This is a genomic window from Proteiniphilum sp. UBA5384 (assembly GCF_002410825.1).
Taxonomy (GTDB): domain Bacteria; phylum Bacteroidota; class Bacteroidia; order Bacteroidales; family Dysgonomonadaceae; genus Proteiniphilum.
In genome coordinates, this window is sequence record NZ_DHOS01000034.1 from 1 (window position 1) to 22,453 (window position 22,453).

At 44.6% G+C, this 22,453-nt stretch carries 12 protein-coding genes and 1 tRNA gene; 6 read left to right on the forward strand and 7 right to left on the reverse strand.

The genetic code is table 11. From position 1 onward, the window contains the following. Both B4G81_RS06965 and B4G81_RS06970 read left to right on the forward strand, forming a co-directional pair. A partial coding sequence (locus B4G81_RS06965) for an SEC-C metal-binding domain-containing protein (RefSeq protein WP_294081270.1) occupies positions 1 to 372 on the forward strand: 372 nt, incomplete at its 5' end. Further along, positions 369 to 1,370 (forward strand): STING domain-containing protein, encoded by a 1,002-nt coding sequence (locus B4G81_RS06970; RefSeq protein ID WP_294081271.1) that lies wholly within the window; start codon positions 369 to 371, stop codon positions 1,368 to 1,370. The genes B4G81_RS06965 and B4G81_RS06970, both read left to right, overlap by 4 nt. A 145-nt stretch (positions 1,371 to 1,515) precedes the next feature. Here the strand turns inward: B4G81_RS06970 and B4G81_RS06975 are convergent. Then, positions 1,516 to 1,599, reverse strand: a tRNA-Leu gene (locus B4G81_RS06975). A gap of 323 nt (positions 1,600 to 1,922) precedes the next feature. On the opposite strand from B4G81_RS06975, the gene B4G81_RS06980 reads away from it, so the two are divergent. Continuing rightward, positions 1,923 to 3,005 carry a mannose-1-phosphate guanylyltransferase gene (locus B4G81_RS06980; protein WP_294081272.1) on the forward strand — a complete coding sequence of 361 codons (1,083 nt, stop codon included), beginning with the start codon at positions 1,923 to 1,925 and terminating at the stop codon, positions 3,003 to 3,005. A gap of 11 nt (positions 3,006 to 3,016) precedes the next feature. On the opposite strand, the gene asnB is transcribed toward B4G81_RS06980, so the two are convergent. The 6 genes from asnB to B4G81_RS07010 form a co-directional block, all read right to left on the reverse strand. Then, positions 3,017 to 4,684 (reverse strand): asparagine synthase B, encoded by a 1,668-nt coding sequence (gene asnB / locus B4G81_RS06985; protein ID WP_294081273.1) that lies wholly within the window; start codon positions 4,682 to 4,684, stop codon positions 3,017 to 3,019. Between the two features lie 15 nt (positions 4,685 to 4,699). Further along, on the reverse strand, positions 4,700 to 6,172 hold the full coding sequence (locus B4G81_RS06990; protein WP_294081274.1) for a glutamate synthase subunit beta: 1,473 nt from the start codon (positions 6,170 to 6,172) through the stop codon (positions 4,700 to 4,702). 249 nt (positions 6,173 to 6,421) lie between these two features. Beyond that, positions 6,422 to 10,954, reverse strand: a complete 4,533-nt coding sequence (gene gltB / locus B4G81_RS06995) for a glutamate synthase large subunit (protein ID WP_294081275.1) — start codon at positions 10,952 to 10,954, stop codon at positions 6,422 to 6,424. Positions 10,955 to 11,063: 109 nt separating this feature from the next. Further along, positions 11,064 to 13,259, reverse strand: coding sequence for a glutamine synthetase III (locus B4G81_RS07000; protein WP_294081276.1), 2,196 nt, complete (start codon positions 13,257 to 13,259; stop codon positions 11,064 to 11,066). Between the two features lie 434 nt (positions 13,260 to 13,693). Continuing rightward, positions 13,694 to 14,848: an AAA family ATPase gene (locus B4G81_RS07005; protein WP_294081277.1), complete on the reverse strand. Its 1,155-nt coding sequence runs from the start codon at positions 14,846 to 14,848 to the stop codon at positions 13,694 to 13,696. A 252-nt stretch (positions 14,849 to 15,100) separates the two neighbouring features. Continuing rightward, positions 15,101 to 19,048: a hybrid sensor histidine kinase/response regulator transcription factor gene (locus B4G81_RS07010; RefSeq protein WP_294081278.1), complete on the reverse strand. Its 3,948-nt coding sequence runs from the start codon at positions 19,046 to 19,048 to the stop codon at positions 15,101 to 15,103. Between the two features lie 234 nt (positions 19,049 to 19,282). Here B4G81_RS07010 and B4G81_RS07015 point away from each other — a divergent pair, with 234 nt between their 5' ends. Genes B4G81_RS07015 through B4G81_RS07025 form a run of 3 tightly spaced genes read left to right on the forward strand, consistent with a single transcriptional unit; the run spans position 19,283 to position 22,424 of the window. Continuing rightward, positions 19,283 to 20,083: an endonuclease/exonuclease/phosphatase family protein gene (locus B4G81_RS07015; RefSeq protein ID WP_294081279.1), complete on the forward strand. Its 801-nt coding sequence runs from the start codon at positions 19,283 to 19,285 to the stop codon at positions 20,081 to 20,083. A 19-nt stretch (positions 20,084 to 20,102) separates the two neighbouring features. Further along, positions 20,103 to 21,146, forward strand: coding sequence for a glycoside hydrolase family 130 protein (locus B4G81_RS07020; protein WP_294081280.1), 1,044 nt, complete (start codon positions 20,103 to 20,105; stop codon positions 21,144 to 21,146). A gap of 21 nt (positions 21,147 to 21,167) precedes the next feature. Next, entirely contained in the window at positions 21,168 to 22,424 is a 1,257-nt protein-coding gene (locus B4G81_RS07025) for an MFS transporter (RefSeq protein WP_294081281.1), read from the forward strand. Positions 22,425 to 22,453: the final 29 nt, after the last annotated feature.

Consider the following 22,453-nt stretch of genomic DNA (forward strand, 5'->3'; position numbering starts at 1 on the left):
ACTGTATTGCCTGATGAAATATTACAATGCAAAAACGGGATAACAGTAACCCAATTTATTAACAAAAATGTTATTCCTTATCTGGCAAATCAATGTTATAAAAAACTTACTGGGAGGTATAAGGATGAATTTCCTCATGGTAAAGAGGGACTCATAGTCTATTATAAAGAGTTAATGCTAACTCAAGATCAGAATAAGTGGATGCAATATGCAAAGTATGCTTTTGGTGTTGAAAAACTAAAAACAGGAAGAAATGAACCATGTATTTGTGGTAGTGGCATGAAAATGAAGAAATGCCATAGCGTTGTTTTTCAGAAGCTACAACAGATTGGAGAAAATAACGTAATGAAACATTTATCTATATTATTATGAAAAAGAAAATTTTTATAGGATCTTCCACAGAAGCTAAATCTATCCTTGATGAAGTAGAAAAACAACTCTGTGATGAATATGAGATTCTTCGTTGGGATAAATCCTTTTCTCTCAATATGAGCACACTTGATTCTCTCATTGAGAATGCAATAAAAGTAGACAGAGCTATTTTTATTGGAACAGGAGATGATTACGTAACAGATAAGGAAGGAAAAAGGGGTACTAAAACTAAACATAGAGATAATGTCGTTTTTGAATTTGGGCTCTTTTTGGGAATGCTTGGAAGAAAAGATTGTGTCTATTTGGTAGATAATAAGAGTGATATTATGAGTGACTATCTGGGTGTGACCGTTGTTATGTTTGATAAAGAAGATATAAGTAACTCAATCCCTAAATCAGTTAGTCAGATAAAGGAACATTTCAATTCATATTCAAAAAGAGATATAAATTTATTTCCATCTGTTTCTTTAGCATCTGCGTATTTTGTGAATTTTATTCAACCTATTTTTAATCATTATCTAAATAATAGTCATACGGTTATTACAGACAAAAGAAGTTATAAGGAATGTGAGATCGTTATCATTTTGCCTTCAACAATAACGAATGATGTAAACAAACAATCTGAAGAATTACGGCAGAAGTTTCAAACAAGGACTGAGTCAATTGAATATCTGGGAAGGCATAGAGGGATTGTTGTTGATGTGGCATCAACAACAAAAAAATTAAAAATAATAGACTTCCCGACTATTACTGCAGGCATTCATCATGCTGTATTAGCTCTTCTTCCAAATGAACAGAGTAAAAATCAACCCGATTATCAAGCTATTTTCAAACGAGAATTGAAGCGTTTTGCAGAAGCTATTGAGCTATTTGTCAAAGAGGATCCTTGTAGTAGCATAAATGTTACGATTATGGAAGAAGATACTGTTATTACTAAAATACCCAAGACGAAAAAGTTTTGTAGTTCGTTGAAGTCTTTTTTTAGAGTTAAGGAATGAGAGTTGTCATAACATAAAGCCCCTAACACTCCTTCGTGGGAAAAATGCGGAGGATATCCATGTCTATTTGGGAACAATTTGGGAACAAGCTCTTAAAGAAAAAATCCTAACTGATTGCAAATCAATTAGGATTTTAATTTAATTGTACCCAGAGCCGGGATCGAACCGGCATGGAAGTGAATCCACTGGTGTTTGAGACCAGCGCGTCTACCAATTCCGCCATCTGGGCATCTCCAAAAAGAGAATGCAAAAGTACACATATTTTTGGTATTTTGAAATAAGTCACTCTTCTTTTTTCAGATTTTGTGCGGTTTCCTTCTATTTTTCTTTAGTATAGGGAAAGAGTCGTAAAAGGTTTGCGGTTTTATACTGCTGTTTCCGACAGTTTCCCGATGCTATTTCAGTTTTGTTTTGTACCTTTAAGGATAAATTATAGAAGACTATAAACAAATTGTCGATAAAGGGCGTTATTGAATTAAATAAAATGCTGAACAATGACAATAGATATAGAACCCCGAAATTCATATTTAAAAAATATATATAATCTTAGTAATGAGAAACAATCATAATTATTGTGTTATCATGAGCGGTGGAGTAGGAAGCCGCTTCTGGCCCTTCAGCAAGGAGGAAAAACCCAAACAGTTTCTTGATTTCTTTGGAACAGGACGGTCGTTGCTGCAAAGTACCTTCGACCGGTTTAAACAGATTGTTCCGGCAGAGAACATATACATTGTGACGAACGATGCATATGCGGAGATGACGAAGCAGCAGTTACCCGAACTGAGGGATGACCAGCTCTTGCTGGAGCCAATCAGGAGGAATACCGCTCCTGCCATTGCTTACGCTTCTTTCAGAATCAACGCGATCGACCCCGATGCGAATATTGTTGTCGCCCCTTCGGACCACCTGATCATGAATCCGGGCGAGTTTGTAGCGGATATCCAGAAAGGATTGGATTTTGTGAACCGTAAGTCTGTCTTGTTGACGCTCGGTATTAAACCCAGTCGTCCCGAAACAGGCTATGGGTATATCCAGGTGAATGACGAAGAGGATAATGGGATCCATAAGGTGAAAGCATTTACCGAGAAACCCAATTTAGAGTTAGCCCGGAAATTTGTGGAGAGTGGCGAGTTTGTATGGAATTCGGGAATATTCCTCTGGAATGTGAAGACTATCCTGGATGCTTTCAAAAAGCACCTTCCGGATATCAACCAGAAATTCAGCGAAGGAAAAGATCTGTTCAACACGCCGGACGAGAAAAAATTTGTTGATGCCAGTTTCCCCTTCTGCCCCAATATTTCCATCGACTACGGTATTTTGGAGAAAGCTGATAATGTCTATGTGAATATTTCCAATTTTGGCTGGAGCGACTTGGGAACCTGGGGTGCCCTGCATGAAATTTCTGACAGGGATGGGGAAGGCAATGCCAGCCTGCATTGCAAAACCTTGTTCGTCGAGAGTACCGATAATGTGGTGGCTATGAGTGAAGATAAACTGGTTGTCTTGCAAGGTCTTGATGACTATATTGTGGCTGAGTCGGATAATGTGCTGATGATCTGCAAAAAGAGCGAAGAACAGCGGATCAAACATTTCGTCACGGATGTGAAATTCCGTTACGGGGACGAATATATTTGACTCCCACACACCTACTGATACCCGTGCTCATGTACCTGGCCGACTGCTCTTCCTGAGGGGTCGGCATTTTTCTTGAATTGCTCGTCCCATTCGAGGGCGACCGGTGTACTGCATGCTACCGACGGGACGGACGGCACACACCGGGCGGCACTATCCGACGGGAACAGGTCGGAGTAGATGCAGCGGTACATATATTCTTCTTTTGACAATGGCGGATTGATGGGAAAACGATGATGTACGTTGGCCATCTGTTCGTCTGTTACTTCGTGTGCAGCTATATCTTTTAAAGTATCGATCCAGCCATATCCCACGCCGTCGGAGAACTGTTCTTTCTGCCGCCATGCCACTTCTTCGGGAAGGTAGTCCGCAAATGCCTGCCGCAGGATATATTTTTCGATCTTTCCGTTTCCCGCCATCTTGTCCTTTGGATTGAGGCGCATGGCGACATCTAAGAATTCTTTGTCGAGGAAAGGTACACGCCCTTCCACTCCCCACGATGCCAGCGATTTGTTGGCCCGCAGGCAGTCATATTGATGTAGTTTACTCAGTTTCCTGACTGTTTCTTTATGGAACTCTTCAGCATTGGGGGCTTTGTGGAAATAGAGGTATCCCCCGAAGATCTCATCGGCACCTTCGCCGGAAAGAACCATCTTCACTCCCATCGACTTGATAAAACGGGCAATAAGATACATAGGCGTGCTTGCACGAACTGTCGTTACGTCGTATGTCTCAATATGGTAGATTACGTCACGGATGGCGTCTATCCCTTCCTGGATGGTGTAATGGATTTCGTGGTGCACCGATCCGATATGGTTCGCTACTTTTCTGGCAGCCGCCAGGTCGGGCGATCCTTCCAGGCCGATGGCGAAGGAGTGGAGTTGCGGCCACCAGGCATCCTCGCTGTTGTCGGTCTCCACCCGTTTGGCGGCGAATTTCTTGGCAACGGCGGAGATGATGGAAGAGTCCAGTCCGCCTGAAAGCAATACCCCGTAAGGCACGTCGCTCATCATCTGGCGCTGTACGGCATCTTCCAGCGCTTGCTTAAGCAGTTGCGCGTCCGACACATTTTCTTTCACGTTATCATACTCGGTCCAATCACGGGAATACCATTGTCGAGGCTGGTCATCCTCGCTATAATAGTAATGCCCCGGAGGAAACTCCTCAATGGTGTTGCAATAACCTTCCAGTGCTTTTAGTTCCGAGGCTACATAGTAAGCGCCATCCTGGTCCCATCCCTGATAGAGGGGGATGATGCCGATATGATCCCGTCCGATGAGGAAGACATCTTTTTCGGTGTCGTACAGCGCAAAGGCAAAGATCCCGTTCAGGTCATCCAGGAAACCGGTTCCTTTGTCGCGATACAACGCCAGGATCACTTCACAATCGGATTGGGTAAGGAAATCATACTTTCCCTCCTGTTGCTTCCGGATCTCCCGGTGGTTGTATATTTCGCCGTTCACCGCCAGCACCAATTTGCCATCTTTACTGTAAAGCGGTTGTTGTCCCGATGCGGGATCGATGATGGAGAGGCGTTCATGCGCCATGACTGCTTTGTCGGAGGAAAAGACACCCGACCAGTCGGGACCGCGATGACGTAATTTCCGCGACATTTTCAGTAGTTGGGGACGTAATTGCTCTTCGGGTCTCTTTATATTGAATGTACACACTATTCCACACATATTCGTTCTCTGTTTTTATTTTGATAAAAGGGATGATGCCATTGGGGCATATACGAGACCGTTCTCCTGAGGCGTAAGCATTTTATGAATATTTTCCGCTGTTTTCCTGCCCGAGGCGATGGCTTTCACCACAAGGCTGGCTCCCATGACGGCGTCGCCGGTGGCAAAAACTTTATTCACAGAGCTCCGGTGCTGTTTGTCGACCGCCACATTGCCCCGGACATCGTAATTGACACCCAATTCATTCAGTAATCCTTCCTGTACGGGATGGACGAAGCCAAGTGCCAGCAGTACGAGATCGGCTTTCAGCACCTCTCTCTTCCCTGTGGATACCATGCTGAAACGGCCGTTCCCGTCTTTTTCCCAACTCACCTCTTCCACCAGCGCCTCTTTCACCTGTCCGTTTTTTCCGCTGAATTTCAATGTATTCAGCAACCATCGGCGTTCGCAACCCTCTTCGTGGGATGATGAGGTTTTTAACACCTGCGGGTAGGGGCTTGGCCATGGAGTAGCGGGATTATGTCCTTTGGGCGGTTTGGGCATGATCTCGATCTGCGTCACGCTCAAGGCGCCTTGCCGTATCGATGTACCCACGCAATCGGAACCGGTATCGCCTCCACCGATCACCAGCACATGCTTTCCTCTTGCCGATATTGTGGATGCGGTTTCGGGTTCTTCCTTCTGCAGGATACGGATCTGTTGAGAAAGGAAATCCATGGCAAAGTGGATTCCTTTCAGGTCACGTCCTTCCGGGGTGATATCCCTCGGTTTTCCGGCACCGACTGCCAGGCAGATAGCGTCGAATTCTCCCATGATCTGCGCTCCGGAGATATCTTTTCCTACCGTTGTATGGGTCCTGAATTCTATTCCTTCTTCAATTAACAGCGCCAGTCGCCGGTCAATCACCTGTTTGGCCAGTTTGAAGTTCGGGATGCCGTAGCGAAGCAGTCCGCCGGGGGTGTGGTCTTTCTCGAAGACGGTGACAGAATGTCCTTTCCGGTTCAACTGCTGGGCGGCCGCCAGTCCTGCCGGCCCGGAGCCGATAACGGCGACTTTCTTGCCTGTCCTTCGCTTCGGGGGATGGGCTTTGATCATCCCTTCCCTGAACGCTACTTCGGTGACCGATGCCTCGTTCTCCCGGATGGTGACCGGTGCTTCGTGCAGTGCCAGCACACACGATTTTTCGCAGGGGGCGGGGCAGACGCGTCCGGTGAATTCGGGGAAGTTATTGGTCTCCATCAATACATCGACGCCTTTTTTCCATTCGCCTTTGTAGATATGATCCTGCCATTCGGGCATTTTGTTACCCAACGGGCATGACCAGTGGCAGAAGGGGATGCCGCAGTCCATGCACCGTGATGCCTGCAACTTGCGGTCCTCCCTGTTGAGTGTCTGTTCTACCTCGCTGTAGTCATATATTCTGTCGCTTACGGGACGATAGCCGGCATCTTTCCGGGGTATCGTCATGAATGCTTTTGGATTTCCCATTTTGATTTTTGTTTGATAATTTGATTGTCAAAAGTTCCCGGATTTGCCATTGAAGCATCCACTGCCGATATTTTGTGACCCATGTTAGCTCTTATGAGTAAAAAGAGTAAAAACTCGCTTCGCTCAAACAACTACTCTTTTTTTACTCATTGCGAGCTATGGGTCTCCACAAAATACCTAAAGGTTCCTGCTTCAATTGTAAATCCTCACCGGCTATACTAAATCCTCGCCGGATGTAAATGAAAAAAATCAATAATCTCTCTCGACCACGGCGATCTTTTCGTTCAACGCCGCCATCTTCCTCTCTTGTAGCACTTTCTTGTATTCAATAGGCACTACTTTGATAAAATGCGTCACATAAAAATCCCAATTGTCGAGGATCCGTTTGGCTATCTCGCTATTGGTGTATTGAGCGTGTTTGGAGATGAGGTTTTTCAATTCCCTGACGTCGGACATCTCTTCCAGCAGCGTCAGTTCCACCATTTCCATATTGCAGTAAAAATCGAAATCGCCTTTCTCGTCCAGCACATAGGCCACGCCGCCGCTCATCCCGGCCGCGAAATTCCTTCCGGTGCTGCCCAAAACGACCGTACATCCGCCGGTCATGTATTCGCAGCAATGGTCGCCGGCGCCTTCCACCACCGCAGTGGCGCCCGAGTTCCTTACGCAGAAACGCTCACCTGCGATACCGCTGATAAATACCTCACCCGAGGTGGCTCCGTAAAGCGATGTGTTGCCACAGATGATGTTTTCTTCCGACTTGAAGTTGCTGCCTTTGGCCGGTGCGACGATGACACGTCCCCCGGACAATCCTTTGCCCAAGTAATCGTTACAGTCGCCATGGAGGTAGAAAGTAACCCCGCCGGCCAGGAATGCGCCGAAACTCTGTCCGGCCGATCCTTCAAAATAGGCCGAGATGGTGTGTTCCGGCAGTCCTTTTTGCCCGTACCGCGTCGCAATGGCGCCCGAAAGCATGGCGCCCACTGCCCTGTCGGTATTTTTTATGGCTGCCTTGATGCCGACCGACTTTTGGTGCTCGATGGCCGGAAGGGCTTCGGAAATCAACATGCGGTCCAGCACGTCATCGATCTTGTGGTGCTGGGTAGTTATCCTCCTCAGAGGAAGTATGCCGGCTTCTTTCGGGAAATAGGTGATCTTTGCCAGGTCCACTTTTTCGGTCTTAGGCAGTTCCGGATAATGTTTGCGATTGAGCAAATCAGCCCGTCCGGTCACTTCATCGAGCGACCTGAATCCCATTTCCGCGAGTTTTTCGCGTGTATCCTCTGCCAGGAAACGGAAGAAATTTACGAGGTATTCATGGCGACCCACGAACCGGCGCCGCAATTCTTCGTTTTGGGTAGCGACACCCACCGGGCAGGTGTTGAGGTGGCATTTGCGCATCATCACGCATCCCAGTACGATCAGCGCGCTGGTGGCAAAGCCGAACTCTTCGGCACCGAGCAGTGCTGCCATTACAATGTCGCGGCCGGTTTTCAGTTGGCCGTCGGTCTGCAAGGTGACCACCCCACGCAGGTTATTCGCCACCAGTGTCTGTTGCGTTTCCGCCAGGCCTATCTCCAACGGCAGTCCCGCATGTTTGATAGAACTGGAAGGACTCGCTCCGGTACCTCCTTCGGCACCGCTGATCACGATCAGGTCGGCTTTGGCTTTGGCCACGCCGGCGGCGATGGTGCCGACACCGCTCTCCGACACCAATTTCACGCTGATCTTGGCGTTGGGGTTCACGTTCTTGAGGTCGAAGATAAGCTGCGCCAGGTCTTCAATGGAGTAAATATCGTGATGGGGCGGGGGAGAGATCAGGGTGATGCCCGGGATGGAGTGTCGCGTACGGGCAATGATCTCATCTACTTTGAATCCGGGTAACTGTCCCCCTTCACCCGGTTTTGCCCCCTGTGCGATTTTAATTTGCAGTTCATCGGCATTGACGAGGTATTCAGTGGTGACCCCGAACCGGCCGGAAGCGATCTGTTTGATGGCGCTCCGTCGTGACAGTCCGTCCGCCTGCGGGTGGAACCGTTCCGGGTCCTCGCCTCCTTCACCGGTATTGCTGCGTCCGCCGATGATGTTCATCGCGATGGCCATCGCTTCATGCGCCTCCTTGCTGATGGAGCCGTAGGACATGGCGCCGGTACAGAACCGTTTCATGATGTTTTCTGCCGGTTCCACTTCGGAGATATCGATAGGGTTGCGCTTATAATCCAGCAGGTCACGGATAAAAGCCGGTTTTTCCTTGTTGTCTACCAACGCGGTATATTCCTTGAATACCGCATAATTGTTCGTGCGGGTGGCTATTTGCAGCCGGGCGATAGTTTCCGGGTTCCAGGCGTGGTACACCCCGTCGTTCCTGTAGGCATAATTCCCCAGGTTCCGGAGATGGAACGGTTCACTACCGTCGTTGTAAAATGCTTCGAAAAACGGTTGCAGCACTTCCTGGGCGACATCTTCCATATCGATCCCTTCGATTTTTGAAGAAGTACCTTTGAAGTAACTGTCCAAAAGGGAGGATGAGATGCCGATGGCTTCGAAGATATGCGCGCCTCTGTAACTCCTCAGGGTGGAGTTACCCATTTTAGAAAGCACTTTCAGTAATCCCTTGTTGACTGATTTGATATAGTTTTTCTTTGCCGTGGCGAGGTCGAGTGCGATCTCTCCCGATTTTATCTTCTCCGCAAGGATCGCAAAGACCATGTAAGGGTTGATGGCGTTGGCGCCAAAGCCGAATAACAGGGCGAAATGCATCACTTCCCGCGGCTCCGCGCTCTCCACCACGATATCAATCTGCATCCTTTTGCGTTTTTCCACCAGATAGTGGTGTACGGCCGAAGTGGCCAATAAGGAGGGGATAGGTGCATGTTCCGCATCCACGCCCCTATCGCTCAATACAATGTAATTTTTACCGTCGTCGATCGCTTTCTCCACGGAAGCGCACATCTGTTCCAGCGCTCTCCGCATCCCTTCGGCGCCGCTTTCCGGGTCGAACAGCATGGGGATGATGGCGGAGGAGAATCCTTTGTACCGCAGGTTCAGCAGGATGTCGAACTGTGTGTTGGTCAGGATCGGGCTTTTGACTTTCACGATACCCGATAAAGTAGGAATGTCTTTGAGGAGATTTTGGTGCACGGCACCTAAATAACCAGTCAAAGACATTACCAGTTCTTCCCGGATCGGGTCGATAGGGGGATTGGTTACCTGAGCGAATTGCTGTCGGAAATAGTTGAACAGGCGTTGCGGCTTGTCGGACAGCGCCGCCAGCGTCACATCGTTCCCCATGGACGAAACGGGTTCCTTCCCTTCCAATGCCATCGGTTTGATCAGTACGTTGATATCCTCCACCGAATAGCCGAATGCTTTCAGCAGGGTTTCATAGTGGGCTACATCGTTGTTCACGCTTCGTCCCGAAGAGATGTCATCCAGTTTCAGGCAGTTCCTGCTCAACCAATCACGGTATGGGAATGCTTTTGCCAGCGTGTCTTTTAATTCCGCATCAGAATAGATGGTGCCGGTCAGCGTGTCGACCATCATCATTTTTCCCGGTTTGAGGCGTCCCATCTGTTTGATGTCGGACGGTTTGAAGGCGAGGGTTCCCGTCTCCGATGCCATGATCATCATGCCGCTGTGGGTGATGGTGTACCGTGCCGGTCGCAATCCGTTGCGGTCGAGCATGCCACCCGCATAACGCCCGTCGCTGAAGATCAGCGTGGCCGGGCCGTCCCACGGTTCCATCAGCATACTGTGGTACTCGTAGAACGCTTTCACACCGTCGGGAATGGGGTTCTTCTCATTGAAGCTTTCGGGAACCAGCATCGCCATGGCATGCGGGAGTGTCTTGCCCGACATTACCAGGAATTCCAACACGTTATCGACGGAGGCGCTGTCGCTCATGTCGGGCTGGACCACAGGATAGAGTGCTGTAATATCAGGAAAAAAATCCGACTGCAATACGCTCTCCCGGCTTTGCATCCATTGGCGGTTACCGCGGATGGTGTTGATTTCACCGTTGTGCGCCAGCATCCGGAACGGTTGCGCCAGATCCCATGTAGGGAAGGTGTTGGTGCTGAACCGGGAATGCACTAGCGCCACACGGCTGGTAAAATTGGGGTTGGTGAGATCCGGGAAATATTGGCGGAGTTGTATCGACGACAACATCCCTTTGTAGATCATCTGCCGGGTGGAGAGGCTTACTATATAAAAACTGCGCTCTTCCGCTATTTCGGAACCATAGATGCTCTTTTCCACCTTTTTCCGCAGGATATAGAGTTTCCTTTCCAGTTCATCGGGGGGGAAGTGGCCGGTAACGAACAATTGCTTGATTACCGGTTCGTTGGCGAGTGCGATCTCGCCCAGGCAACCGCTGTTGACCGGCACATCACGGACATGGAAGAGCGAAAGATCCTCTTCATAGGCTTTCTCCTTGATGAGGGAAAGGCAATACTCCCTTTTCTCCTCTTCCCGCGGCAGGAATACGATTCCCGTACCGTACCGCCCTTCCGCCGGCACCGCAATCCCCTGCAAAAGGATGAACTCATGCGGTATCTGTACCAGTATTCCCGCACCATCGCCGGTGATGTTGTCGGCACTTTCCGCGCCCCGGTGCACCATATTCTCCAGCACTTGCAGTCCCTTCTCCACAATGTCGTGCGATTTTTCGCCCGTCAATGTCATTGCCAGGCCGACACCGCAGGCATCGTGCTCGTTCTGAAAAGAGTAGAGCGACTCTTTTTCGAATTTCCGGAGGTTCCTGAATGTATTTTCCTGTCCCATTTTGCGTCTTTTTTTTAATTTTAGCCTAAGTTTTGAGCCAAAAAAATAGCAGATAATCACTTACCTGCTATTCAAATAAATGTGAAAATTACATTTGAAGTTGTGAGGCTTAACTTATGAATAACAGTTCTCTATATTTCGGCAGGGTCCACATCTGGTTATCCACGATCAGTTCCAGTTTGTCCACATGATAGCGGATCACATTGAAATAGACCTCCACCTTGTCGTGGTAAGCGACGGCTTTCTCGCGGGCATCCTCTAATTTATTGGCCGCTTTCCGGGCTTCCACCATATCGTCCACATTGGTTTTTATCGCCGAGATATGATCCGCGATCTCCTCGATGAGCGCGGCATCTTCCTTCGACAGCCTGTCGGCCTTTTCCTTGTCGAAGACGGCATGCATTTTATAAATATTGTCGAGTAGCATCGACTGGTATTCCGTGGCGACCGGGATGATATGGTTCATGCAGAGGTCGCCCAGCACCCGAGCTTCTATCTGGATCTTCTTGGTATAGGTCTCCCATTTCACCTCATTGCGTGCATGGAGTTCCTTCTCGTTCAGTACGCCGATGCTTTCGAACATCTCCACCGATTCTTTCGACGTGTACCGGTCGAAGATCACGGGCACGCTGGTCTCGCAGTCTAATCCGCGTCTTTTGGCCTCTTCCTTCCATTCGTCGCTATAGCCGTTGCCGTTGAAGCGGATGGGTTTCGACTCCTTGATATAGAGGCGGAGCGTGTCGAAGATGGCCTGTTCTTTCTTCATCCCCTTTTTCATTTTCGCGTCGATCTCCTTCTTGAAGTCGATCAGTTGGGCTGCCATCACGGAGTTCAGTGCGGTCATTGCCGATGAGCAGTTGGCCAATGACCCCACGGCCCTGTATTCGAACCGGTTGCCGGTGAAAGCGAATGGTGATGTGCGGTTTCTGTCGGTGTTGTCTATCAGTACTTCGGGAATATGGGCGATACCCAATTTCATCTGCTTCAGTTCATCCACGGTGATATCGTCATCTTCGGAACTCTGTTCGAGTTTGTCGAGCACGGCCGTGATCTCTGTTCCCAGGAAGATGGAGATGATGGCGGGAGGCGCTTCGTTGGCACCCAGACGGTGCGCGTTGCTGGCCGACATGATGGAGGCTTTCAGTAATCCGTTATGCTTGTAGACCGCCTTCAGTGTGTTCACTAAAAAAGTGACGAACAACAGGTTTTCATTGGCGGTTTTGCCCGGAGTGAACAGTCCGATACCGGTATCCGTACCCAGCGACCAGTTGTTGTGTTTGCCCGATCCGTTTATGCCGGCAAATGGTTTCTCGTGCAACAGCAATTTAAAATGATGTTTGGCAGCAATCCTGTGCATCAGCGTCATGATGAGCAGGTTCTGGTCGACTGCCAGGTTGGTCTCTCCATAAATGGGTGCCAGTTCGAACTGGTTGGGCGCCACCTCGTTGTGGCGGGTCTTTAAGGGAATGCCGTATTTATAGGCTTCCAGCTCCACCTCCCGCATAAAGGATGCCACACGCGGGGGAATTGCCCCGAAGTAATGGTCCTCCAGCTGCTGGTTCTTGGCGCTTTCATGTCCCATAAGGGTGCGCTCCGTCAAGCTCAGGTCGGGACGGGCAGCGTATAACGCCTGGTCCACCAGGAAATATTCCTGTTCCCATCCGAGGTACGAATAGACCTTTTTCACATCGGGGGTAAACAGTTTACAAACCTCCACGGCCGCCTTGTCCACCGCCGAAAGCGATTTCAACAATGGTGTCTTGTAATCCAGCGCTTCTCCCGTATAGGAAATAAAAACGGTAGGGATACACAACGTATCGTCGATGATAAAAGCGGGTGAAGAAGGATCCCACGCGGTATATCCCCTCGCTTCGAAGGTATTGCGGATACCGCCGCTGGGGAAACTCGACGCGTCGGGTTCCTGTTGTGCCAGCAGTTTGCCGGAAAACCGTTCGATGATCCCCCCGTCGGGTCCGTTGATATAGTCGATAAAAGAGTCATGTTTCTCGGCAGTCCCTTCGGTGAGCGGTTGGAACCAGTGGGTGTAATGGGTGGCACCCATCTCCATGGCCCACATCTTCATGCCGGCCGCCACATGGTCGGCAATGCCCCGGTGCAGCGTAATACCCCGGTCGATCGCTTCCAACACGATATTCATTGTTTCCTTGGAGAGATATTTGGCCATTTGTGTCCGGTTGAACACATACTTGCCATAATACTCCGAAGGAAGGTGTGTCGGTGGAGCCACTTCCACGGGCGTTCTCTTCGATGCTTCTTCTACTGCTTTAAAACGTAATGTTGACATAATCAATGAAAGTTTGATAACCGGGGCTCTTTTATCCCCCTGATTTTATTGTTGTGAAATAAATATGCTGCAAAAATAATCAATTTGTTTGACAATCCAAATAAAAACGGTAAAAAAGTTATATTTTTCGATAAAAAATAACCTTATGATTGTTTTACTATGTTTTTAGTATCAAAAATGCACAAAAGATGCTGTTTTGAATTCCGTTTTATATTGAATGATGGAAATTCATAGCAAAAGTAACCATTTTGAAAATGAAATGGCTGTTTTTTAGGAAATTCTCTTGGGGGAATAGATGGAGTTATTCAATTTCAGATATCTGCAATTGATGAATTGGATATTAAGATAATCATGTTCAATGCATTTCGGAACTGACGGTTTCATATATGTTGTTTCATATAAGTTGCTCTTACAGGCATGGTGTTGTTAATTTATTAGTAATCAAATTTTAATGACGACCTCGGGCCAAAGTATGCTTGTAGCCAAAATGCAAAGAATCTGTCGTAAACTGCATACGTATTACGATTTTTAGTTAGAATTTCTTTGTCGAGCAGTTGCCGTGATGCTGTTTGGACGGAAGAAGCAGAGTGCAAAGAGTGCTTTTTTATGAAGTTACCTCCTGTGATGCTTCTTGCCTTACCTTCTTTGGCGATTGCATGGAGACATTCTTTTTGCCGGTCGGACAATAGATTTAGAATTTCGGAGAACAAGGTTTCATAAGAATAGATTCGGTTTAACACCGCTTTTTCAAAAATTTCATGGGTACATTTTTCATCTTCGTTAAGTTCTGAAAATAATTGATTCAATACAGATTGTACATAAAATGTATGTCCCTCGAAAATAGTATATGCTTTTTCGATGTAAGCGTCATCCACATCTTTTTTCCCTTTTTTGAAGAGTTTTGAAGCAAATTGTATGTATTCTTCTTTGTCAATCACATCCAGCGACAGAAGTACTGCGCTTTGATAAAAAGGTTTTGAGGGGGAGAAAAACATTTCGTGTAAAATATGGCGCTGGCTACCCGAAAAAATAAAATTGGACTTTATCGTTTTTTGTATATGTGTGCGGAGAATAGCTTCTATATTTTTTTCAGGGTATTTTGCAATTTGTTGAAATTCGTCTATGGCAATAATGCAAGGTTTATCTGCAGTATTGAGATATGTAAAAATCTCCTCTAAAGTAAATTCGGGTGATTTTATTTCACCAATTCCGATGTCAAAAATGGGAAACCCTGTCAGTTGATCTAACTTGAATCCTGCACGTAAAGAGGTTATTACGGCGAAAAAGTTATCGATGAACGACTTTCCTTTGGGTTTTAACCGCTCATAAATTTCTTTTCCTAGTTTATAGACAAATTCCGCTAAATTGCTTGTCGCATAAATATCTACAAAAAAAGTATAATAATCGTCTGCAATTTTTTGATCGTGAAAACAATGTTCAATAAGTCCTGTTTTTCCCATCCTTCGAGGAGAGACAAGTATGATATTATTACCGTTGGTAACCAGTTTTATCAACGTATTACTTTCTTCTTTCCTGTCGCAAAAATATTCCTGCGAAATATAGCCGCTCACTAAAAAAGGATTCTTCATGTTTTTCTATTAAAAATGTATACAAAGAAACATATTATTTTTTAATTACCAAAATATAATAATCGTATTTTAATAATCGCATTCCGGTAAGATTGTGCTATGCTTGCAAATTCAAATCCATTCAAGTTTCCGGGATATATTTTTCGCAACAAGAGATTGATCCGAATCATCACACGATACTTGCCATTGGGGGTATAAAGATGCTTAACGGTTTCGTATATTTTCACCTGAGACTGAGCGTAAATTCTTTTATCAGTTATCCTTCCTTATTTTAGAAGGAGACAAGTTGTACTTTTTTTTAAATTCCTTATAAAAATGGGAATTATTGGAAAATCCGGATTTAAAAATAATTTCGTTGACCGTTAATTTCGTTGTCTTTAATAACAATGCAGCATGTTCAAGACGAATGTCCTTGATGAACTCACTGGGTGTTTTATCTATTATATCCTTTAAACGACGATACAAACTGGTCCTACTTATACCCATGTGATCGGAAATACTATCAATACTTAGAGACTCATCTTCTATATTCTTTTCTATGAATTGCATTATTTTCTTTAGCCATACCTCATCGTCTTTGTGAAGGAATTCCCCTCCTTTTACGGTGATGGAAGATTGACTGGAAGAATAGTACCTTTTCATTTGCAGATTACGGTTAAGAATGTTTTTTACAGCGCTTTGTATATGGGCCGGATGAAAAGGTTTGGTGATATATAGATCAGCTCCATGCTCCAAAGCCTTTATGTTGTCTTCGATAGAGGTTCTGGCTGTAATACTGATAATGGGGATATGTGACGTTAGTCCATTGGATTTGACCTTGTCAATAAAACCCATACCGTCTAATAATGGCATAAGCATATCTGTCAGTATGATATCCGGAATATTTTTTTCTATTATCCTCAGTGCTTCTTCTCCATTTTCGGCTTCAATGACATTATAGTTTGGAGCAAGTATATCCTTTAATAATGTTCTGATATCCTTTTCATCTTCTACAACCAGGATGGAGATATCTTTCTTCCTGCCAATTTCCCTATTCTCATTGATAGGATGTTCCATATCGGATACTCTCCCTGTCAGCCCGAGTTCTCCTGTGTGCATAGCATACAGTTCGATAGAAAACTGTGTGTATTCATGTTGCACGCTCTCCACAAAGATGTTGCCCCCGAGTAAATTAACCAGTTGCTTTGTCATATTCAGCCCTATTCCGGAACTGACGCTATTTCTCATTTTTGGGGTGTCGAACATTCTGTATCTATCGAATATTTCATTCATCTGCTTTTCACTCAATCCCCTGCCGGTATTTCTTATTTTGAGGGTGAACCTGTGGTCATTCTCGAGAAATGCATCAATATTGATACGGCCACCCACCGGAGTATATTTAAACGCGTTCGATACAAGATTGAATATCACCTTTTCCAATGCACTGCCGTCCGTAATAAAGGGAGCGTCAACCTCTATATTCAGATTTAAATCAATTTTATTTTCTATAGCCATTTCCCGGAAACTATCAGTAGTATACTCAATTAATGCATGTATATCCACTTTTTCCGGTTTCAGTTTGGGTTGTCCTGACTCGGCTTTACGGAATTCAATCAACTCGCTGATTAATTTCTGCATCCTTTCTGCATTATTTTTGATGATATAGATATAATGCTTGGCATAGCTGTCGAGATCGGCATTGTCCAGAAGATGTTGCACCGGGCCGAAGATGAGTGTGAGAGGGGTGAAAAATTCATGTGCCACATTGGTGAAAAAATCCAGCTTGGCTTCATGTGTCTTTTGTTTATGTTCCTTTTCTATTTGTTCTATCATCAGTTGCCTGTTAAGCCGGATCCTGTTTCTTATAAATGATATGGTAACCATGGTAATCGTGGCAAGAAGCAGGAAATACCCAATGAAAGCCCAAATACTTAACCACCATGGATATCCCACGGAAAGGGTTAAAGAATAGCTCATATCATTCCATACCCGGTCTCCGTTTGTACATTCCACTTCCAGTATATATTTCCCGGAGGGTAATTTTGTCATAATGATGTTCGGGTTATTTCCATTGTATATCCATACATCCTTATTATGCAGATTGTGGATGCGGTACCTATATTCACAGTTTTTATTGTTGATGAACTCATGCGCGATAAATGTCAATGATACATAAGGCTCATTATATGAAAGTTCCAACGTGTTGTTTTTTATTCGGTCTTGAATCTTTTGATCGTCATTATATATCCGGAGCTTGCTTAGGCTTATCCGGGGTTTATAATCCCTGAAATGAATATGATCAGGATTGAAATATGTCAATCCATTTACACCTCCGAAGAATATGGTACCATTGTCGTAATAGTAAGCTCCATCGGCAAACTCATTATTATGAAGACCGTCACGGATAGAATAGTTGTTGACAGTAGTAGTTGTGGGGTCTATGGATGCGATCCCTTGGTTCGTACTAATCCATATATTGTTCTTACCATCTTCTATGATTCCATGTATCGTATTATTAATAAGTCCTTCAGGTGAGCCATATTTTTTTAATACAGGAATACTATCCATTGATAGATGGTTTAGACCGTAACTTGTCCCTATCCAAATACTGCCACTTCTATTGCCGAGGAGTGTAAGTACATCATAGTTTGATAAGACCAACGAAGCATTTATATCCTCCAGGTTTACAAATATTTCCTTATTGATATCGAATAGATATATCCCCCCTCTTCTAGTTCCTATCCATAATTCATTGTCTGACTTTCCTCTGATAATGGAATAAATAATATTATTGGTGATAGACATATCGGAACTGTCCGGAATATATTGTCTTACGTTGGTGGCTACATACAGGCCATTCTCCTTTTTGATGGAGATGCGGATTAATCCGTAACCAGCTGTTCCCAGCCACAGTACTTTGTCATTCTCAGTGAGGAACATGGTATAGATAGCCCTGAAATTGATACTACCTGTCGGCATCACCAATGTCTGGACTTGTCCATCTTTTCGGATAATATTGATCCCGTATTCTTCTGTGCCCACGAAAATGTCTCCATCCTTGTTTTTGGCCATAGAATAAATAAGATTGGAAATAAGACCCTCTGATGTAGAAGCATACTCAATGGCTTTATTTGTTCCTATCTCCAGCTTTAATATGCCTTCTCCTTTCGTGCCGATGAGCATTTCCCCATTCTCATCTTTGTTAAAAGAGCGTACTGGGAAATCTGTTTTTACACGACTGAAAGATGAATAATCCTGATAAAGTTGTATAATCCCTTTTCCATCTGTGCCTATCCATAAAATATCTTGTGTGCCCGTATACAATGTGAAGATGGAAACTTTTTCGGGTAATTCCTCCATATTTCTGCTGGTTCCGGTATGAAGATCGTAGTATAGGCAGTTTCCTTCAATAAATGCAATCACTAGCTGCTCCTTGAAACTGGTTATTTGCGATACTTTTTTATTCGGAGGAGTAGGTATTACATGTTTTTCATCCATATCAGCATCAATAATTTTCACATAATCCACATACTCGGCTATGAGCATATTGCCGGTATGGAAAATTTGCTTGATCGGTTTCTCTGAAAGATAGTTTTTTCCGGAAATAAATGATTGACGTTCGTAATCAAGTTCATAGTTATAGAGTCTACCGTCATTATATAATATATGGATGTTGTCAGCAGCGTCTATGATGAAGTTGGTAATATCTTTTTTTTGTGCACCTTTAATTTTTACAAATTTATCTTCTGCCTTATCAAAGAAGCAAAACCCCACCGATTGCACATAACATATGACAGTTCCTGTAGAAGTGGAAGAAACCAATAAGAAATTATTCCCTTTATGGCTATCTGAATTGGACTCAACGAAATACCTGTGGAATTTTTCACTTGCACGGTCCCATCTGTTAAGTCCGTGGTCCGTGGCTATCCAGATAGAGGCAGTGTCAGGTTCAATGATATTCCTTATTATATTGTTGCTTATGGAGAATTCATCTTCCAACGTGTAACGGTAGGAGACAAAGTCGCGTCCGTTGAATGAATTCAGCCCATCCCATGTACCAATCCATAACATATTGTGCGAGTCTTCCAAAAAACAATTTACCGAGTTATTGGAGAGACCATCCATATTCGTAATGTTTCTTACGATATTTTTAGCAAAAAATTCCGGAATGATCAAAAGGAAGAAAAGTATAAAAAACAATCTCGAAAGAAGATGGGTCATAATTCATATTTTAGAGGTCCCATTGATTTTCAAACATTGAAAATTTCAAGTGGAAATTTTCGGGAGTCGGGTTACAAATATATACAAAAAGGATAAATCTGTATTCCAAATACAGGGTTAAACAACCCTGTGAATAGTCTATATAGTATTTTGGCATTATAGTATATATTTTTCTGGAACGAGAGGTTTACTTTTGCTGCTGCTTGATGAATGAATACATAACTATTTTTGTAGATGAATATTTTACCTGTGCATTTCCGCCCGCTATTATCATGTGTGATAGGTCTCATCCTGCTCTCTTGCTCACCGGGGAAGGCTGACGAAAATGAGGATACAATAAAGGCGGTCACGTATAATATCTATAGTACCCGCAATTCCTCTATAGGCAAGATCGCTGAAGTAATCAGAGACATCAACCCTGATCTAGTCTCTCTTCAGGAGGTTGAGCGGTTTACTGATATCAATCCTTCGGATGTTCCGGCCACACTTTCGGAATTGACCGGCATGAAATATCACTATTTTATTCATGCCCTTGATATAGAGAGTGGGGGTGATTATGGAAATGCAATTTTGTCTAAATATCCTATATTGGATGCTGCAACGTATAAATTGTATGGCGTGGAAGAAACGGACTATGTGCGTTCTTTCGGGTATATAAAAGTGCAGAAAGGGAGTAAAGAATTTTATTTTGCGGCTACCCACCTCGACCACAAGGGCAATGATGCTTCCCGGATGAAGATGGTGCATGAAATCTTGGGCATTGTAAAAGAGTTGGATGCGCCGGTAATATTGGGAGGTGATATGAATGCACAACCGACACAAAAACCAATGACGACGCTTCACGGATGGTTTAATATGCCCTGTTTCCCTGATATGAGACCCACCGTCCCGGCGCCCGGCCCCGCCGAAACTACCATTGATTATGTATTATATGGTCCGGACAAGGCTTTTCAGCTAAAAGAATATAAGGTATACTATGACGCCGAAGGAGCCTCGGATCATTTTCCGGTGGTGGCTACTTTCACTATAGATTAATTAATGACTGGTAAATGTTATGGACATTACAAAAAGATTTCCTCAAAATCCACTACTGAGACCTTCAGATTTGAATCCTGCGATATCCGGGATGGAAATAGCTTGTTTGTTGAACCCGGGTGTATTCCGTTATGACAATAAAATCTGGCTCTTATTACGTGTTGCTGAGCGACCCATCCAAAAAGAGGGTATTATCAGTTTTCCTGTATACAATCAGCAGGGAGAAATAGAAGTATTGTCTTTCGACATAGATGACCCGAATTTAGATGCAAGTGACCCGCGCGTCATCGGGTATAAAGGAGAAGATTATCTCACAACAATGTCCTATCTACGTTTGGTCTCAAGTACAGATGGTGTGACTTTTAAGGATGAACCGCGCTTTCCGCCTATATTCGGGAAAGGGAAGCTCGAATCGTTTGGCATCGAGGATTGCCGTGTAGCCTCCATGGAAGATGGTTTCTGGCTTACATTTACTGAAGTATCCCCGGTAGCGGTGGGAGTGGGACTTATGCATACATCCGACTGGAAGAGTTTTGATCACCATGGAATGATATTTCCTCCTCATAATAAAGATTGTGCCATTTTTGAAGAAAAGATCAACGGGAAATATTATGCCTTGCACCGACCGAGTAGTCCTGTCTTGGGAGGAAATTACATCTGGTTGGCGGAATCGCCCGATAGATTGCATTGGGGAAATCATCAATGCATAGCTACATCACGAAAAGGTATGTGGGACTGTGCCCGGGTTGGAGCAGGGGCAGCTCCTATAAAAACGGCCGATGGCTGGTTAGAGATTTATCATGGGGCCGATGATAATCACCGTTATTGCCTGGGTGCCTTGTTGTTAGATTTGGAAGATCCTTACAGGGTGATCGCGCGGAGTGTAGAGCCCATCATGGAACCTATGGCTGAATATGAACAGACGGGTTTCTTCGGTAATGTGGTATTTACAAATGGACAGTTGGTAGAGGGTGATACAATAACTCTCTACTACGGTGCAAGCGATGAGGTAATATGTGGAGCACAACTGTCAATTAAAGAAATCATATCTACACTGAAATAAATCTATTACCGACTATCCAAAATGAACCGATTACAGAAAGAATATCTCTTCTTTAAAGAGCAGGAATTGAATGTGCGTACTTTATTGAAGACGAATCTACTTTATGCACTTGTCTTGCCCGTGGTGGAGATATTCGTGGGGGCGTATGTCATGCGTAACACGAGTGACCCTATGATGGTTGCTTTCTATCAACTTTTCATGTATATAGGAGTACTTTCAACCTCACTCGTGAATGGTTTCCTATTGAAATATATGAGTGTGAAGACATTGTATGCTGCCGGTATTTTGCTCAGTGGAGTTTCTATGTTTGCCATGATGTTGGTGAAATCGTTGGGTATACTCGAACTCGGCATTACCGGTTTTTCGCTGGGAGCCGCATCCGGTTTTTTCTGGACAAACCGTTATTTGCTGACATTGAACAATACAAAGGATGGTAACCGGAATTATTTTTTTGGAATGGAGTCTTTCTTCTTTTCCATAACATCCATTACAGTGCCGCTTGTTATCGGCGCTTTTCTCAGCTTTCTCGAAGGTACTACTATTTTAAGTTATACCATACATATCAACCAAGCATATCTACTGGTGACATTGGGAGTTAATATCATCACTCTATATACTGTTAGCGTTCTTTGGAGAGGTAAATTTAAAAATCCTATCCAAAAGGATTTTATCTATTTGCGTTTTTGCGCTCTCTGGCGTAAAATGCTTTTGTTATCTTCTCTGAAAGGGATGGTACAGGGATTTCTTGTTACCGCACCGGCAATACTTGTTCTCAAACTGGTTGGAGACGAAGGTGCGTTAGGTTTGATACAAAGTATTAGTGGGGCACTCACGGCTGTTTTGGTGTATATTCTCGGGCGGATGGCCAAACCGGAAGACCGGTTGAAAATATTCGGATCGGGGTTGCTCATATTTTTTATCGGTACCTTGTTTAATGGCATACTTTTCTCCGCTACCGGGGTTCTATTGTTTGTATTGTGTAAAACGATTTTTCAACCGTTGTTTGACCTTGCTTATAATCCAATCATGATGCAGGCTGCTGATACCGCGAAGAAGATCGAAAACCGCAACGAATATACGTATATATTCAGTCATGAATGGGGATTATTTCTCGGTAGGGCATCGGGTTTGATACTTTTCCTTTGCCTTGCTTATTATATTTCTCAGGATTTTGCACTTAAATATGCCTTGGTAATTGTTGCTTCGATACAATTACTGGCATATCCTCTTGCAAAGAATATAATAGCAAGCAGTGTGAAAATAGTAAAGGGAGGGTAAGGTAAGTTTGTGTAAATCAATCATGTGTA